Genomic DNA, 14,330 nt, shown 5'->3' on the forward strand with positions numbered 1-14,330 from the left:
GGGCCGGTCGCCGAGGGGCGGCCGGCCCCTTCGTCATGCCGGGCGGGCGGCCGTGCCGAGCCCGTCCAGCTCCACGGCCGCGCAGCGCCAGCGCTGGTCCTCGCCGCGCTCCAGACGGAAGGCCATGGCCCGCACCCGGGCGCCGGTGGCGATGGTCGCGAAGGCCTCGACCGCCGTCTGCGGGGTGCCGCGGCCGGGATGCACCTGGACCGAGCAGCGGCGCAGGACCGGGCGGGGGCCGTGCGAGCGCAGGGGCGTCCCGGGCGCGAGACGGACGAGCTGCTCGTACGCGTCGCCGACGGTGTGGCCGAGCATCCAGTGGACGGGGCGTTCGCCGCTGAGCACGGCGAGCAGGCGCTCGGCGAAGACGGTGTGCGGCGGGAGCGTGCGGGGCGCGGTGCGGGGCGGGCCGCCCTGTGCGGGAGTACGGGGGCGGGTGTCGGCGGGGCCGCGGGGGCGGGCTCCGGCCGCGCCTCGCGGGCGGGTGCCGGCCGGGCCGCCGGGGGCCGTGCGGGAGCGGGGCCGGGGGAGCGGGGAGGGCGTGGTGAGCGTGGTGTTCATGGCGGACCCCTGTCTCTGCGTAACCGAGTGATACCAGTCGGTAACTTCCGTTGGGGATCTTGTACGGGGGGACTCCGGGGGCCCGCAAGGAGGCCGCCGCGGCGGGGCGGCCCCGGAACCGGATCACCTATCAGGGTGACCCGGCCGGAAATCGGCTCCTCCTGCGGCTCGGGGGCTCGGCGGGGCGCCTTCCGCGGCGGGCGGGCGGTGTGCCCGGCCCGCCACCCCGAAGGGGGACTCCGCACGTATCCTGAGGGCCTCTCCGTCTACGAAAGCGGCCTGCCATGCGCGTCTACGTCCCCCTGACCCTCCCCGGTCTCGCACAGGCGCACAAGGCGGGCGAGCTGGGCCCCGGGCCGCTGACCGCCTACGCCGTCACCCCCGCGCTGCGCGAGTGGTACGTCTCCGACGACATCGAGGAGCTGGAGTACGCGGCGCTCAACCGTGCCGCCTCCGCCTCCCTGCGGCTCCTCGCCGGCGACCCCGAGGCCCCCCGGCGCCGGATCGTCGTCGCCGTCGACGTGGCCGACAAGGACGCGACCGTCGACCCCGACCGGGGGCTCGACGCCGGTTCCATCGGCGAGGTCCGCATCGCCGGAGCCGTACCGCTGACCAAGGCGGCGGCCGTGCACGCCGACGCGGACGACGCCGAGGCGGACGTCACGGCGGCTGCGGGCGCGCTCGGCGCGGCGGACCAGGGCGACGACGACGCGCAGTTCGTCGTGGACGGGGCCGAGGACCACGAGCTGCTGTGGTTCGGGGTGCAGGAGATCCCGGGGCTGCTGGGCTGAGTCCGCCGGTCTTCGGTGTCGGTGGCGCCGGGTACCGTCTCTTCATGGGGAAGCACGGAAAACACCTGGTCTGGGACTGGAACGGCACACTGCTCGACGACATCGGCGCGGTGATCGGGGCGACGAACGCGGCCTTCGCCGAGCTCGGACTCGAGTCGATCACTCTGGAGCGGTACCGCGAGCTGTACACGGTGCCGGTGCCGAAGTTCTACGAGCGCCTGATGGGGCGGCTGCCGACGGACGAGGAGTGGACCGTCATGGACGGGGCCTTCCACCGTCACTACTGGGAGCGGGCCGAGTCCTGCGGGCTCACGATCGGAGCGGCGGAGCTGCTCGCCGCGCGGCAGGAGTCCGGGCTCACGCAGTCCCTGCTGTCGCTCGCGCCGCACACCGAGCTGATACCGCTGGTGCGACGGCACGGGATCGCCGAGCGGTTCGTCCGCATGGACGGGCGCCCCGACGCCTCGACCGACGGGAAGTCCGGGCACATGGTCCGGCACCTGGCCGCGCTGGAGGTCCCGGCGGAGCGGGTGGTCGTGATCGGCGACGCCGCGGACGACGCGTTGGCGGCGGCGCACGTGGGGGCGCGGGCGGTGCTGTACACCGGGGGGTCGCACAGCCGGGCCTCGCTCGCGCGGGTGGGGGTGCCGGTCGTCGACTCCCTGGAGGAGGCGGTGGCCGTCGCGGAGGAGCTGGCCTAGGGCCTGTCCTTCGGATCAGTCCCGAGGGGTGTCAGGCCCCAGGGGTGTCCGGCCCGATCGGCAGGACACCCCCCAGGGCCCGGGGCGTCAGGCCTTGGCGCGGAGGACCTTCAGGAACTCGCGCATCCAGGTGGGGTGGTCCGGCCAGGCCCGGGAGGAGACCAGGAGGCCGTCGACGACGGCCGCGCTGTCCTGGAAGGTCGCCCCGGCCGCCTGCATGTCGAGCTCCAGGGCCGGGTAGGCCGTGACGCGGCGGCCCTCCAGGCCGCCGACGGCAGCCGTCAGGAGCGGGCCGTGGCAGATCTGGGCCACCGGCTTGTCGGCGTCGAAGAACGCCTTCAGGATCTTGCGGAGCTCCGGGTCGTTGCGCAGGTACTCCGGCGCGCGGCCGCCCGGGATCACCACCGCCGTGTACGCGCCCGGGTCGACCTCCGAGAAGGCCAGGTCGGCGGGCCAGGTGTACCCCGGCTTCTCCGTGTACGTGTCGTAGCCCGGCTCGAAGTCGTGGACGACGAACCTCAGGGTCTTGCGGGCAGGGGCCGCGATGTCGACCTCGTAGCCCTCCTCGAGCAGCCGCTGGTACGGGTACATCACCTCCAGCGACTCCGCCGCGTCCCCGGTCACGATCAGGATCTTCGCCATGGCTCTCCCAGATCACAGATGGTCGGTCTGTCGTGCTGTGACCATGCTTGCGCACAGGCCGCCCCCGGCGTGGGGGTTTGGCGAGAGGACGCGTGTCGCTGTCCATATCGTCAAACTTCCCCCGCGCTTTTGTACGCATACGGCTCATGACGGTTCGGGGGTCATGAGCGATAGGCTTTTGCCGTGATCAGCGCGATACGCCAGGGGGGCAGTGAAGCCCCCGGCTGCCGCCCGGTCCGCGACAGCGGCCGGGTCGCCCGTGCGTTCGCCGATCCTCTCCGTCCGGGCGCGCCACGCTCCGTGGCCGATAACGACCTGGGCATCTCTCATCCGGGCATAACGTCGACTTCGACCGGAATCACCGCGTCGAGGCGTTGTGTCCTTTCTTCCACCGACGTCACGCAACGGCGCGCGACAGGAGTCAGAGGACATGCAGACCAAGCTGGACGAAGCAAAGGCCGAGCTGCTCGAGAGGGCCGCTCGGGTAGCTGAGCACAGCCCGGTCGGGGGGCGACTTCCGACGGGCCCGGAGGGTGCGGGCAAGCGCCCGGACCGGGACACCGTGCTCGACTACCTCCAGCGCTACTACCTGCACACCGCGCCCGAGGACCTCACCGACCGTGACCCGGTCGACGTGTTCGGTGCCGCGCTCTCTCACTACCGGCTCGCGGAGAACCGCCCGCAGGGCACCGCGAGCGTGCGCGTCCACACCCCGACGGTGGAGGAGAACGGCTGGACCAGCAGCCACTCCGTCGTCGAGGTCGTCACCGACGACATGCCCTTCCTCGTCGACTCGGTCACCAACGAGCTGTCCCGCCAGGGCCGCGGCATCCACGTCGTGATCCACCCGCAGGTCCTCGTCCGCCGAGACGTGGCCGGAAAGCTCATCGAGGTCCTGTCGGCCCAGATCCACGGCGAGCTGCCGCACGACGCGCTCACCGAGTCCTGGATCCACGTCGAGATCGACCGCGAGACCGACAAGGCCGACCTCAAGCAGATCACCAACGACCTGCTGCGTGTCCTGTCCGACGTCCGCGAGACGGTCGAGGACTGGGACAAGATGCGCGATGCCGCCCTGCGCATCGCCGAGGGCCTCGCCGAGGAGCCCACCGCCTCCGACCTGCGGCCGACCGAGGTGGAGGAGGCCCGTGAGCTGCTGCGCTGGCTCGCCGACGACCACTTCACCTTCCTCGGCTACCGCGAGTACGAGCTGGTCAACGGCGACGCCCTGTCCGCCGTGCCCGGCACCGGCCTCGGCATCCTGCGCTCCGACCCGCAGCACGGCGCCGACGGCGAGGGCCACCACGCCCACCCCGTCTCGCCCTCCTTCAGCCGGCTGCCCGAGGACGTCCGCGCCAAGGCGCGCGAGCACAAGCTGCTGATCCTGACGAAGGCCAACAGCCGCGCGACCGTGCACCGCCCCTCGTACCTCGACTACGTCGGCGTGAAGAAGTTCGACGCCGACGGCAACGTCATCGGCGAGCGCCGTTTCCTCGGCCTGTTCTCCTCGGCCGCCTACACCGAGTCCGTCCGCCGGGTCCCCGTCGTCAAGCGCAAGGTCCAGGAGGTCCTCGCGGGCGCCGGCTTCTCGCCGAACAGCCACGACGGCCGCGACCTGCTCCAGATTCTGGAGACCTACCCGCGCGACGAGCTCTTCCAGACCCCGGTCGACCAGCTGCAGTCCATCGTCACCAGCGTCCTGTACCTCCAGGAACGCCGCCGGCTGCGCCTCTACCTGCGCCAGGACGAGTACGGCCGCTACTACTCGGCCCTCGTCTACCTGCCGCGCGACCGCTACACGACCCGCGTCCGGCTGCGGATCATCGACATCCTGAAGGAGGAGCTCGACGGCACCAGCGTCGACTTCACCGCCTGGAACACCGAGTCGATCCTCTCCCGGCTGCACTTCGTCGTCCGCGTCAAGCCCGGCACCGAGCTGGCCAAGCTCACCGACGCCGACGTCGACCGCATCGAGACCCGGCTCGTCGAGGCCACCCGCTCCTGGGCCGACGGCTTCGGCGAGGCGCTCAACGCCGAGTGCGGCGAGGAGCGCGCCGCCGAGCTGCTGCGCCGCTACGGCAACGCCTTCCCCGACGGCTACAAGGCCGACCACTCGCCGCGCGCGGCCGTCGCCGACCTGGTCCACCTGGAGACCCTCGCCGACAGCGGCAAGGACTTCGCGCTCTCCCTCTACGAGCCGGTCGTCGCGGGCCCCGGCGAGCGCCGCTTCAAGATCTACAAGACGGGCGACCCGATCTCCCTCTCCGCCGTCCTGCCGGTCCTCAACCGGCTCGGCGTCGAGGTGACCGACGAGCGCCCGTACGAGCTGCGCTGCGCCGACCGCACCCACGCCTGGATCTACGACTTCGGTCTGCGGATGCCGGCCGCGACGGGCAACGGCGGCGACTACCTCGCCGACGACGCCCGCGAGCGCTTCCAGGAGGCCTTCGCCGCCACCTGGACGGGCGAGGCCGAGAACGACAACTTCAACTCGCTCGTCCTCTCCGCCGGCCTCAACTGGCGCGAGGCGATGGTGCTGCGCGCCTACGCCAAGTACCTGCGCCAGGCCGGTGCGACCTTCAGCCAGGACTACATGGAGGACACCCTCCGCAACAACGTCCACACCACCCGGCTGCTCGTCAACCTCTTCGAGGCCCGCATGGCCCCGGAGCGCCAGCGTGCCGGCACCGAGCTGATCGACGCGCTCCTCGAAGAGCTGGACGCCGCCCTCGACCAGGTCGCGAGCCTGGACGAGGACCGGATCCTGCGGTCCTTCCTCACCGTCATCAAGGCGACGCTGCGGACCAACTTCTTCCAGACCACGGCGGACGGCAAGCCGCACTCCTACGTGTCGATGAAGTTCGACCCGCAGGCCATCCCCGACCTGCCGGCCCCGCGCCCGGCCTTCGAGATCTGGGTGTACTCCCCGCGCGTCGAGGGCGTCCACCTGCGCTTCGGCAAGGTCGCCCGAGGCGGTCTGCGCTGGTCCGACCGCCGTGAGGACTTCCGTACGGAGATCCTCGGCCTGGTCAAGGCGCAGATGGTCAAGAACACCGTCATCGTGCCGGTCGGCGCCAAGGGCGGCTTCGTCGCCAAGCAGCTCCCGGACCCGACCGTGGACCGCGACGCCTGGCTGGCCGAGGGCATCGCCTCGTACAAGACCTTCATCTCGGCGCTCCTCGACATCACCGACAACCTGGTCGCCGGCGAGGTCGTGCCCCCGGTCGACGTGGTCCGCCACGACGAGGACGACACGTACCTCGTGGTCGCCGCCGACAAGGGCACCGCGACCTTCTCCGACATCGCCAACGGCGTCGCGGAGTCGTACGGCTTCTGGCTCGGCGACGCCTTCGCCTCCGGCGGCTCCGCCGGCTACGACCACAAGGGCATGGGCATCACCGCCCGCGGCGCCTGGGAGTCCGTCAAGCGCCACTTCCGCGAGCTGGGCCACGACACCCAGACCGAGGACTTCACCGTCGTCGGCGTCGGCGACATGTCCGGTGACGTCTTCGGCAACGGCATGCTGCTCTCCGAGCACATCCGCCTGGTCGCCGCCTTCGACCACCGGCACATCTTCATCGACCCGAACCCGGAGGCGGCCGTCTCGTACGCCGAGCGCCGCCGCCTCTTCGACCTGCCGCGTTCCTCGTGGGCGGACTACGACACCTCGCTGCTGTCGGCGGGCGGCGGCATCCACCCCCGTACCGCCAAGTCCATCCCGGTCAACGCGCAGATGCGGGCCGCCCTCGGCATCGAGGACGGCGTCACCAAGATGACCCCGGCCGAGCTGATGAAGGCGATCCTCCAGTCGCCCGTCGACCTGCTGTGGAACGGCGGCATCGGCACGTACGTCAAGTCCTCGGCCGAGTCCAACGCCGACGTCGGCGACAAGGCCAACGACGCCATCCGCGTCGACGGCCAGGACGTCCGCGCCCAGGTCGTCGGCGAGGGCGGCAACCTCGGCGCGACCCAGCTGGGCCGCATCGAGTTCGCCCGCACCGGCGGCCCCGAGGGCCAGGGCGGCAAGGTCAACACCGACGCCATCGACAACAGCGCCGGCGTCGACACCTCCGACCACGAGGTCAACATCAAGATCCTGCTCAACGGGCTCGTCGCCGAGGGCGACATGACCGTCAAGCAGCGCAACAAGATCCTCGCCGAGATGACGGACGAGGTCGGCCGGCTCGTCCTGCGCAACAACTACGCGCAGAACACCGCCCTGGCCAACGCCGTCGCCCAGTCGCCGTCCCTGCTCCACGCCCACCAGCGGTTCATGCGCCGCCTGGGCCGCGACGGTGCCCTGGACCGCTCCCTGGAGTTCCTGCCCAACGACCGGCAGATCCGTGAGCTCCTCAACAACGGCCGGGGCCTGAGCCAGCCCGAGCTCGCCGTCCTCCTCGCGTACACCAAGATCACGGTGGCCGACGAGCTGATCGGCACGGAGCTGCCGGACGACCCGTACCTGCGCGGGCTGCTCCACGCCTACTTCCCGACGCTGCTGCGCGAGAAGTTCACCGAGGCCGTCGACAACCACGCCCTGCGCCGCGAGATCATCACGACGGTCCTGGTCAACGACACCGTCAACACCGGTGGCTCGACCTTCCTGCACCGCCTCCGCGAGGAGACGGGCGCGTCGATCGAGGAGATCGTCCGCGCGCAGACCGCCGCCCGGGTCGTCTTCCGCCTCGGCCAGGTCTGGGACGCCGTCGAGGCCCTCGACAACCAGGTGCCGGCCGACATCCAGACCCGGATGCGGCTGCACTCCCGCCGGCTCGTCGAGCGCGGCACCCGCTGGCTGCTCAACAACCGGCCGCAGCCGCTCCAGCTCACCGAGACCATCGAGTTCTTCGCCGACCGCGTCGAGGAGGTCTGGGCGCAGCTGCCGCAGCTGCTGCGCGGCTCGGACCTGGAGTGGTACCAGTCGATCCTGGAGGAGCTGACCGAGGTCGGCGTGCCGGAGCAGCTCGCGCTGCGGGTCGCCGGCTTCTCCTCCGCCTTCCCGACGCTCGACATCGTCGCGATCGCGGACCGGACGGGCAAGGAGCCGCTCGCGGTCGCCGAGGTCTACTACGACCTGGCCGACCGGCTGCGGATCACCGACCTGATGGACCGCATCATCGAGCTGCCGCGCAGCGACCGGTGGCAGTCGATGGCCCGCGCCTCGATCCGCGAGGACCTCTTCGCGGCGCACGCGGCGCTGACCGCCGACGTCCTGACGGTCGGCAACGGCACGACGAGCCCCGAGGAGCGGTTCAAGGCCTGGGAGGAGAAGAACGCGGCGATCCTGGGCCGCGCGCGGACGACCCTGGAGGAGATCCAGGGCTCGGACACCTTCGACCTGGCGAACCTGTCGGTGGCGATGCGGACGATGCGGACGCTGCTCCGTTCGCACAGCTAGTCGTCGCCTGAGTCGTTCTCCGAGTCGTTCTCCGAGTCGCTCTCCGAGGAAGGGCCCCGCCGGTGTTCCGGCGGGGCCCTTCCCGTGTGCGCGGCGGCGGGTTCAGGTGGCGGGTGGTCCGCCGGTGGTCGAGGTCCACAGGCGGCGGGCGGCGAGCAGGGCCGCCGCGAGCAGCAGGCCGTTGCGGAGCACCATGACGGCCAGGCCGGTGGTGGTGCCGGCGACGACCTCGTCGTAGAGGACGGGGTACGCGAGGGAGCTGAGGGCGGCGGCCGGGAGCAGCAGCAGGGCGACCGGGCGCATCACGGTGGAGCGGGAGGTCAGGCAGGCGGCGGCGAGGCCGAGCAGCCAGATCATGTACTGGGGGCTGATCACCCGGCTGGTGACGGTGAAGAGCAGGACGGCGGCGAGGGCCGCGTCGAGCGGGGTGGCGGGGGTCCAGCGGTGGGCCGTGAGGCGCCACAGGAGCAGCCAGCCGAAGGCGATGACGGTGAGCAGCAGGGCGAGGTGGCCGAGGCTGGAGACGTACGGTCCGACGTACTCGAAGGCGCCGTAGCGGAACTCGACCCTGCCCGGCCAGACGCCGGTGGCGCGGGCCACCGCGAGGGCCGTGCCGCCCAGGGACTCGATCTGGATGCCCCGGCTGCCCTGCTGGCGCAGGAAGCCCAGCGAGTCGGAGAAGAACAGCGCGAGGGTGGCGAGGAGCGCGAGGGCGGTGACGACGGCGGCGGTCCAGGCCTCCCGGGTGGTACGGCCCCGGGGCGTGCCGATCAGGGCGAGCGCCGGCCAGACCTTGACCATGGCGCCGATCCCGGCGAGGGCCCCGCCGAGCTGGTGGGCGGCGGTGGAGCGGGCGCCCACGGCGAGGAGGGCGAGCACGGCGAGGGCGGTGGTCTGGACGTCGTACCGGGCGAGCGGGAGGTGGAGGAGGAGCGGGAGGCCGCAGACCCAGATCCAGGTGCCGTGGGTGAGGCGGGCGCTGTCGGCGCGGGCGAGGGCGAGCGTGACGACGGCGTCGGCGAGGAGGGTGAGGGCGACGAAGGCCTGGAAGTAGGTGAGCCAGGGGAGGATGCCCGGCGACATGATCACGAGTCCCGCGCCGGGCGGGTACTGCCAGGTGGCGTCGTCGGGCGGGAAGGTGCCGTCGGCGAACTTCCCGTACCAGTACTGGTAGAGGGCCACCTCGCGGCCCACGCCGCCGATGCCGAGGTCGTCGCGGGCGAGGAGCAGGAGCATGCCGGCCCGGGTGAGCAGCCAGACGGCGGCGAGGGCGAGGTGGGGGCCGCGCTCGACGGTGACGAAGGTGGCGGAGGTGAAGGTGTCAGAGTCGAAGGGGGACCCGGTGAGGGCGGACGGCTCGCTCCGGGAGCGGGCCGGGGCGGAGGGGGCGTTCCCGGGGCGGGACCCGGACCGTGCGGAGGGTTCGCCTTCCTGGAGGGACCCGGGCCGTGCGGAGGGTTCACCTCCGGGTTCTCCTCCGGGGTGGGGCGGCGACTGGGGGTGATCGTTCGTCATCCCACCGCACTTTAGCCCTCAATGTCTTATTTATTCGCTTTCTCCGTGCCCGGCCGGGCCGTGAACTCCTCGTACGCCGCCACCACCTCCTTCGCCGGACCGTCCATCCGCAGCGTCCCCGCCTCCAGCCACAGCGCCCGCTCGCAGGTCTCCGTGATCGTGGAGTTCGAGTGGCTGACCAGGAAGACCGTCCCCGCCTCCGCCCGCAGCTCGTCGATCCGCCGCTGACTGCGTCGCCGGAAGCGCGCGTCGCCGGTCGACAGGGCCTCGTCGATCAGGAGCACGTCGTGGCTCCTGGCGGCGGCGATGGAGAAGCGCAGCCGCGCGCCCATCCCGGAGGAGTACGTCCGCATCGGGCGGGAGATCGCGTCGTCCTTCTCGTTGATGCCGGAGAAGTCGACGATCCCGTCGTAGCGCTCGCGGATCTCCGTACGGCTCATGCCCATCGCGAGGCCGCCCAGGATCACGTTCCGCTCGCCGGTCAGATCCTCCATCAGGGCCGCGTTGACGCCGAGGAGGGAGGGCTGCCCCTGGGTGTGGATCGCTCCCCGGTCGACGGGCTGCAGGCCCGCGATCGCCTTCAGGAGGGTCGACTTCCCAGATCCGTTCGAACCGATCAGGCCAATTGCCTCGCCCCGGTACGCGACGAAGCCGACGCCCCTCACGGCGTGGACCTTGCGGCCGGCCGGAGCAGGACGGCGGTTCAGGATCCGGCCCAGCGCGGCGGTGGCGCCGCCCCGGCCCCCGGGGTGCCCGCCGTGGACGGTGTACGTGATGTGGACGCCGTCGGCGATGACGGTGGGGGTCCGCTGTGCTTCAGCCACGGCCGTACGTCTCCTCCGCCTTCCAGAACCACACGAAACCGCCCGCGAAGGCCAGCAGCGCCCAGCCGGCGGCGAGCGCCCACACGTGCGGGGGCAGCTGCGCCCCGGTGAAGCTCTCGATCAGCGCGAAGCGCATGAGGTCGATGTAGACCGCCGCCGGGTTGCACTGGAGCGCCAGCACCACGGCGTCCGGGAAGCGCCCGCTGCCCGCCAGGTTCTGGATCGAGAACATGGCGCCGGAGGCGTACATCCAGGTGCGGAGCACGAACGGCATCAGCTGGCTGATGTCCGGGGTGCGGGCCGCGAGCCGGGCCAGCACGAGCGCCACGCCCGTGCTGAACAGCGCCTGGAGGAAGAGCGCCGGGACGGCGAGCAGCCAGCTCCAGGTGGGGAACTCGCCGAAGCAGGCGAGCATCACGACGAGTGCGGCGAGCGAGAAGAGCAGCTGCTGGAGCTGCTGGAACGCGAGCGAGATCGGCAGGCTCGCGCGCGGGAAGTGCAGGGCGCGGACCAGGCCCAGGTTGCCGCTGATCGCCCGGGTGCCGGCCTGGACCGTGTTGGCGGTGAAGGTCCACACGAAGATGCCGGTGATCAGGAAGGGGACGTAGTCGGGCACGCCGTTCTTCGCGTTCATCAGGACGCCGAAGATCAGGTAGTACACGGCCGCGTTGAGGAGCGGGGTCATCACCTGCCAGACCTGGCCGAGGCGCGCCTGGCTGAACTGGGCGGTGAGGCGGGCGGTCGCGAAGGCGGTGATGAAGTCGCGGCGCGACCAGAGCTGCCGCACGTAGGCGGGGAGCGAGGGGCGGGCGCCGCTGACGCTCAGACCGTGGCGGCGGGCGAGCGCGCCGAGGTCCTCCGCGGGGGCGGCCGGCGGCGCGGGCGGGGCGAGGGTCGTGGTCACAGGCGGATGCTTTCGACGAGGGCGCGGGGGCGCGTGGGGCCATCGGCGATGGAACGGGTCCGTATCGTCGCTACGGGGAGGTTAGGACGCTCCCACGACGGAACGCAACCGTATCGTCGTAACGCTTCCGGGATATCGCCGTTGGTTAGGATGCCGTTCATGACCGACCCGACCCCCCGCCGCGCCCCCGCCGGGGCCGCCGTACTCCGCGAGGACGTGACCGAGGCCATCCGCGCCGCCGTCTTCGAGGAGCTCGCGGCCGTCGGCTTCGCCCGGATGTCCATCGAGGGCATCGCGCGCCGCGCGGGAGTCGGCAAGACCGCCGTCTACCGGCGCTGGAAGTCCAAGCTCTCCCTCGTCCTCGACCTCGTCGGCGCCTTCGCCGCCCAGGGCCTGCCGGCACCCGCCAGCGGCTCCCTGTACGGGGACGTGCGCGCCCTCCTCGAAGTCGCCTCGCACGCCCTGCGCCACCCGGTCGCCTCGCAGGTCATCCCCGACCTGCTCGTCGAGGCCGCCCGCCATCCCGAGATCGCCGAGACCGTCAAGGCCGTGCTGCTCGACGGGCAGCAGGGCGTCATGACCCAGATCGTCCGCGAGGCCGTCGCCCGCGGCGAACTCCCCGAGGGCACCGACCCCGGAAAGGCCCTCGACCTGGCCGTCGGCCCGCTCTACTGGCGCCTCGTCGTCGTCCGTACGCCCCTGCCGAAGGGGTACGTGGACGAGCTCGCGCGCTCGGCGGTCGCGGCGCTCACGGCGTGACCGGCGCGGGTTACTTCACCGCGCCCGCCATCACCCCCGACGCGAACTGCCGCTGGAACGCGAAGAACACCACCAGCGGCACCACCATCGACACGAACGCCCCCGGCGCCAGCACGTCCACGTTGTTGCCGAACTGGCGCACCTGCTGCTGGAGCGCCACCGTGATCGGCGGCGACTGCGAGTCCGCGAAGATCAGCGCGATCAGCATGTCGTTCCACACCCACAGGAACTGGAAGATCCCCAGCGAGGCGATCGCCGGACCGCCGAGCGGCAGCACCACGCGCGTGAAGAGGCGGATCTCGCCCGCCCCGTCGAGCCGCGCCGCCTCGAGCAGCTCGCGCGGGATCTCCGCGAAGAAGTTCCGCAGCAGGAAGACGGCGAACGGCAGGCCGAAGGCCGTGTGGAACAGGACCACCCCCAGCGTGGTCTCGAAGAGCCCCACCGCGCCGAAGAGCTTCGACACCGGCACCAGGGCCACCTGCACCGGGACCACGAGCAGCGCGACCACGCCCAGGAACCACCAGTCCCGGCCCGGGAACTCCAGCCACGCGAAGGCGTAGCCGGCGAGCGAGCCGATGACGAGGACCAGCAGGGTGGCCGGGACGGTGATCAGGACGGTGGAGAGGAGCGAGCCGGTGATCGTGTCGTTCGCGAGGAGGTGGGTGTAGTTCTCGGTGGTCAGCCGGGCCGGGGCCGTGAACACCTGCCACCAGCCGCTCGCCGCGATGTCGGAGGGCGAGCGGAGCGAGGAGAGCAGCAGCCCGACCGTCGGCAGCAGCCAGAACAGGCCGGTGAGGAGGAGGAAGACCCGGACGGCACCGGAGGCGGCCCCGGAGGCGAGCCGGGCGGCGACGCCCGGGGCCTTCCGGGCGGCGGTCCCGGGCGCCTTCCGGGTCGCGGCGGCCGTCCTGGTGGCCTGCGTCGTCATCGGCGGGTCTCCCTTCGGATGCGGCGGATGTTGACCACCATCACCGGCAGCACGAGAAGGAGCAGGACGACCGCGATGGCCGAGCCGACCCCGAGGTCCGCGTCCGTCCCGAAGGACGAGCGGTACAGCTGGAGCGCGAGCACGTTCGCGTCGTCCTGCGCGGAGCCCGGTGCGATGACGAAGACCAGGTCGAAGACCTTGAGCACGTTGATCATCAGCGTGACGAGGACGACCACGAGGACCGGCGCCAGGAGCGGCACCGTGATCCGCCGGAACACCTGCCACTCGTTCGCCCCGTCCACCCGTGCCGCCTCCAGCAGTTCGCGCGGCACGGCCGCGAGCCCGGCGCCGATCAGGACCATCGCGAACCCGGCCCACATCCACACGTACGCCCCGATCACGGCCGGAGTGACGAGCGAGGGACCGAGCCACTCCACGCCGTTGTACTGCTCGCGGAAGTTGCTCGCGGGGAGCCGGAGGACGGCTCCGTCGGCACGGTCTGCGGGCAGGGTGAAGCGCCCGTCGGCCGCCGCGGTGGCCGTGGCGACCACCTTCCCGTCCCGTACCGCCTCGATCCGCAGCCCCTTCAGGCCCAGCTCCTCGGGGTCGACCACGTTCGGTTTCCCGCCGCCGCCCCGGGTGAAGTCCAGCCAGGCCGTCCCGGTGACGGTGTCCGTGCCCGTGCCCGTGTCCGTGGCGGTCGGTGCGTGCGCGGGGCGGGCGTCCCGGGGCATCTGCCCGGGCGCCACCCCGACCAGCGGCAGCAGCACCGGCGCCCCCGCCCGTACCGGCTCCTTCGTGACGTACGCTCCGCCACCGGCCGCCTCCAGCGGGTGCGCGGGCAGCGGCCGGGCCCGCGGGAAGCCGGAGGACTCGGCGAAGGTGTCGTGCACCCCGACCCAGACGGCGTTGGCGACCCCCCGGTCCGGGTCCTGCTCGTAGACGAGACGGAAGATGATCCCCGCGGCGAGCATCGAGATCGCCATCGGCATGAAGACGACCAGCTTGAACGCCGTCCCCCAGCGGACGCGTTCGGTGAGCACGGCGAAGACCAGGCCGAGCGCGGTGGCGACCGCCGGGGCCACCACCAGCCAGATCAGGTTGTTGCGGACGGCCGTGCGGAGGGACTCGTCGGTGACGAGCGCGAGGTAGTTGTCGAGGCCGACGAAGGACGAGTCCGAGCGGTCGAAGAGCGAGCGCCGGACGGAGTACCCGATCGGGTAGACGACGAGCGCGCCGAGGAGGAGCAGGGCGGGCAGCAGGAAGCCCGCCGCCACCACCCTCCTCCCGCGGGGGATCCGCGGCAT

11 protein-coding genes are annotated in these 14,330 nt (G+C 72.0%); 4 read left to right on the forward strand and 7 right to left on the reverse strand.

Annotated features, from left to right (window positions below; all coding sequences use genetic code 11):
* Positions 1–33 precede the first annotated feature (33 nt).
* The gene (locus IE237_RS40960; protein ID WP_229842968.1) at positions 34–561 is read right to left on the reverse strand and encodes an Rv3235 family protein; all 528 of its coding nucleotides are present in this window, start codon (positions 559–561) and stop codon (positions 34–36) included.
* A 284-nt stretch (positions 562–845) separates the two neighbouring features.
* On the opposite strand from IE237_RS40960, the gene IE237_RS29560 reads away from it, so the two are divergent.
* Both IE237_RS29560 and IE237_RS29565 read left to right on the forward strand, forming a co-directional pair.
* Complete coding sequence (locus IE237_RS29560; protein ID WP_189805194.1) at positions 846–1,352, forward strand: DUF6912 family protein; 507 nt, start codon at positions 846–848, stop codon at positions 1,350–1,352.
* Between the two features lie 44 nt (positions 1,353–1,396).
* Positions 1,397–2,053 (forward strand): HAD family hydrolase, encoded by a 657-nt coding sequence (locus IE237_RS29565; protein ID WP_189805195.1) that lies wholly within the window; start codon positions 1,397–1,399, stop codon positions 2,051–2,053.
* Positions 2,054–2,140: 87 nt separating this feature from the next.
* Here IE237_RS29565 and IE237_RS29570 read toward each other — a convergent pair whose 3' ends face one another.
* Entirely contained in the window at positions 2,141–2,695 is a 555-nt protein-coding gene (locus tag IE237_RS29570) for a DJ-1/PfpI family protein (RefSeq protein WP_189805196.1), read from the reverse strand.
* Between the two features lie 430 nt (positions 2,696–3,125).
* On the opposite strand from IE237_RS29570, the gene IE237_RS29575 reads away from it, so the two are divergent.
* Positions 3,126–8,093, forward strand: coding sequence for an NAD-glutamate dehydrogenase (locus IE237_RS29575; protein WP_189805197.1), 4,968 nt, complete (start codon positions 3,126–3,128; stop codon positions 8,091–8,093).
* 102 nt (positions 8,094–8,195) lie between these two features.
* On the opposite strand, the gene IE237_RS29580 is transcribed toward IE237_RS29575, so the two are convergent.
* From IE237_RS29580 to IE237_RS29590, 3 genes are read right to left on the reverse strand one after another with little or no spacing between them, the layout of a single operon-like run.
* Complete coding sequence (locus IE237_RS29580) at positions 8,196–9,608, reverse strand: glycosyltransferase 87 family protein (protein WP_370468316.1); 1,413 nt, start codon at positions 9,606–9,608, stop codon at positions 8,196–8,198.
* Positions 9,609–9,634: 26 nt separating this feature from the next.
* Positions 9,635–10,432 carry an ABC transporter ATP-binding protein gene (locus tag IE237_RS29585; RefSeq protein ID WP_189805198.1) on the reverse strand — a complete coding sequence of 266 codons (798 nt, stop codon included), beginning with the start codon at positions 10,430–10,432 and terminating at the stop codon, positions 9,635–9,637.
* Positions 10,425–11,336, reverse strand: coding sequence for an ABC transporter permease (locus tag IE237_RS29590; RefSeq protein ID WP_189805199.1), 912 nt, complete (start codon positions 11,334–11,336; stop codon positions 10,425–10,427). Before IE237_RS29590 ends, IE237_RS29585 begins: the two co-directional genes overlap by 8 nt.
* 159 nt (positions 11,337–11,495) lie before the next feature.
* Here IE237_RS29590 and IE237_RS29595 point away from each other — a divergent pair, with 159 nt between their 5' ends.
* Entirely contained in the window at positions 11,496–12,095 is a 600-nt protein-coding gene (locus tag IE237_RS29595; protein WP_189805200.1) for a TetR/AcrR family transcriptional regulator, read from the forward strand.
* Between the two features lie 10 nt (positions 12,096–12,105).
* Here IE237_RS29595 and IE237_RS29600 read toward each other — a convergent pair whose 3' ends face one another.
* Both IE237_RS29600 and IE237_RS29605 read right to left on the reverse strand, forming a co-directional pair.
* Positions 12,106–13,023: a carbohydrate ABC transporter permease gene (locus IE237_RS29600; RefSeq protein WP_189805201.1), complete on the reverse strand. Its 918-nt coding sequence runs from the start codon at positions 13,021–13,023 to the stop codon at positions 12,106–12,108.
* Complete coding sequence (locus IE237_RS29605; protein ID WP_229842969.1) at positions 13,020–14,330, reverse strand: carbohydrate ABC transporter permease; 1,311 nt, start codon at positions 14,328–14,330, stop codon at positions 13,020–13,022. The genes IE237_RS29600 and IE237_RS29605 overlap by 4 nt, the downstream gene beginning before the upstream one ends.

It is taken from the genome of Streptomyces tanashiensis (assembly GCF_014648895.1).
GTDB lineage: Bacteria > Actinomycetota > Actinomycetes > Streptomycetales > Streptomycetaceae > Streptomyces > Streptomyces tanashiensis.

Bases quoted from the DNA above. Each gene is read 5' to 3' on its own strand.
- IE237_RS40960 (WP_229842968.1), bottom strand. From the start codon at position 561: ATGAACACCACGCTCACCACGCCCTCCCCGCTCCCCCGGCCCCGCTCC.
- IE237_RS29560 (WP_189805194.1), top strand. From the start codon at position 846: ATGCGCGTCTACGTCCCCCTGACCCTCCCCGGTCTCGCACAGGCGCAC.
- IE237_RS29565 (WP_189805195.1), top strand. From the start codon at position 1,397: ATGGGGAAGCACGGAAAACACCTGGTCTGGGACTGGAACGGCACACTG.
- IE237_RS29570 (WP_189805196.1), bottom strand. From the start codon at position 2,695: ATGGCGAAGATCCTGATCGTGACCGGGGACGCGGCGGAGTCGCTGGAG.
- IE237_RS29575 (WP_189805197.1), top strand. From the start codon at position 3,126: ATGCAGACCAAGCTGGACGAAGCAAAGGCCGAGCTGCTCGAGAGGGCC.
- IE237_RS29580 (WP_370468316.1), bottom strand. From the start codon at position 9,608: ATGACGAACGATCACCCCCAGTCGCCGCCCCACCCCGGAGGAGAACCC.
- IE237_RS29595 (WP_189805200.1), top strand. From the start codon at position 11,496: ATGACCGACCCGACCCCCCGCCGCGCCCCCGCCGGGGCCGCCGTACTC.
- IE237_RS29600 (WP_189805201.1), bottom strand. From the start codon at position 13,023: ATGACGACGCAGGCCACCAGGACGGCCGCCGCGACCCGGAAGGCGCCC.
- IE237_RS29605 (WP_229842969.1), bottom strand. From the start codon at position 14,330: ATGCCGCGGATCCCCCGCGGGAGGAGGGTGGTGGCGGCGGGCTTCCTG.